1 protein-coding gene and 1 pseudogene are annotated in these 2,142 nt (G+C 62.3%); both read right to left on the bottom strand.

Features of this window, described 5'->3' with window-relative positions:
- Positions 1–62 precede the first annotated feature (62 nt).
- Positions 63–1,215, bottom strand: a pseudogene (locus HX823_RS13805) (PotD/PotF family extracellular solute-binding protein).
- Positions 1,212–2,142: GTP-binding protein (locus tag HX823_RS13810; protein WP_177075203.1), on the bottom strand; the 931-nt coding region annotated here is incomplete at its 5' end. The gene HX823_RS13810 and the pseudogene HX823_RS13805, both read right to left, overlap by 4 nt.

The following is a 2,142-nucleotide window of genomic DNA, read 5'->3' on the forward strand; positions in this document are numbered from 1 at the left end:
CTGTAAGAGCGGAACCAATATCCGCCGTTACCGAAGAAATGGATATGTACTCAATCAATCAATCAAACACACCGAGCCCGCATAAAATCCCCCCACCTGCGCACCAGATAATTATGCTCATCCATCACCGAATTCCACACCGCAATATGCCCCATGCGCGCCTCATAAGACCCCCCATCCCGCACCTCACCCACATCAATCAACGGCAACCCATCACTCCCAAGCAACTCCTCCCGAGCAGGCTTGCCGGCATACCAGTAATCCCACTCCGCACTGCTCAAGTGATCCCGACTGCGCGCCGGGTTGCCAATGTAATACCCCTGGCGCGCCATCACTGCCCCAGGCCACCCCGACAACCACCAATTCAAATACGCATAGGCCGCATCCAACACCGCCCCCTTCGCATGCCGCGACAACGACAACCCNNCGCGGCACCGCCAGGCGGTACTTCACCCCCGCACGATGCAGGCGCATCAAGGTCGGCGACCACAGGCTCTGGATATCGATGCTCGGGCTGAGCATCAATTGCGCCGCCTCTTCATCATCAGACCAGAACGCCGCAAAGTGCCCCTCCTTCTGCTTGCGCACCAGGATATCGGCGAGCACGTCGATCTCCTCGATGCTCATATTGCCGATGTCCCTGAAGCTGGCCAGCCCCGCGCCCTGCACCGCCAATGCAGCATCCAGCGCGCCAATGGCCGCGTCACTCTGCAAGGCCGTGCGCGCACGCCAGGCGGGGTCCAACAGCCAGCCCCAGCTTTCGTTACCGTGGCAAAAACCTTCGGGCAACCGTTCGGGGCGGTAGGCGAAACTGTCGGCGTTATGGGTCAGGGGCAACATGCTGATGCGCTCGGTGACCGTGCTGCCGAGGCTGCCATCGTGCTGCACGAACAACCGTTCGCTGGGCACGCTGCCGCTGCCCAGTCGGTCGTCCGGTGATAGGCGACCGCGCTTGGGCAAATCATTGATTTCGTGCCACAGCGCGATGCGTCGGGTGTCGATAGGCTGGATCGCACGGGCCGGCCACACGAAGTCGACGTTGTGGAACCATTGGTCGTAGAGGTCGTAGCTGTCGGGTTGCATCACCGCGATGCGCTGGGCCTGCTCGACATCGTGCACTTGGTAGACCAGGCGAATGCCTAGCTCCTGTTCCGCACGGACGCGCAGGCATTCAAGCAGGGTGACGGATGTGCCGAGGACGCGCAGAGTGATCATGCCGCGAACCGCCGCGAGAACACGTTGAAGGAACGTCGCAACAGTTCGGGGTCTAGGCCACGCAGGATAAACACCAGGCGCGACTGCCGATCGGTGCCCGGCCATGCAGGCAAATGAACCGGCGCATGCAGGCAATGCTGCACACCATGAATGACGATAGGGGCGTTACTGGCGTTCACGTTGAGCAGCCCTTTGACACGGAGGATTCGTTCGCCGTGGCATCTTAACAGCATCGACAACCACACCCCGAAACCCACCCAGTCCAGCGGCTGGTCGAAGGTCAGGCTGCACACTTGGGCGGCGCCGTGGGTAGCGGTGGTAGTGCGATGCAGTTGCCAGCGACTGACTTCCACGGCGGGTTCGGCGCTGCGCAGGCCCTCACCGAGCAGCAGTTGATCGCCGCTGTGGATGTCGTGGGTATCGAGGATCGGCGTACCGGCATTCAGCGCCTGCAAGTGAGCGCGCAACGCCGTGCAATCGCCGGCCAGGTCGGTCTTGCTCAACAGCAGGCGATCCGCCGCCGCTACCTGCGCCAGCCATTCCGGGTGCAGGCGTTCTTGCAGGTCGGCGTGGCTGGCATCGACCAGGGTGATCACCAGGCCAATATGGAAACGCCCGCGCAGTTGCGCGTCGTTGTTCAGGGTGGCGAGGATCGGTGCCGGGTCGGCCAAGCCGGTAGTCTCCAGAATGACGCGCTTGAACGCCGGGATTTCACCGCGCTCGCGGCGTTGCAGCAGGCCGAGCAGCGCGTCTTTCAACTCGCCTCGGATCGAACAACACACGCACCCGCTGGGCAGCAGTACGGTGTCCGGTGCCACCTCTTCCACCAGCAGATGGTCGATGCCGACATCGCCGAATTCGTTGATCAGCAGCGCGGTGTCGCCCAGGCTCTCGCCTTGCAGCAGACGCTTGAGCAAGGTGGTCTTG

The sequence above is a fragment of the Pseudomonas sp. P7759 genome, assembly GCF_013386445.1.
Lineage (GTDB): Bacteria > Pseudomonadota > Gammaproteobacteria > Pseudomonadales > Pseudomonadaceae > Aquipseudomonas > Aquipseudomonas azotoformans_A.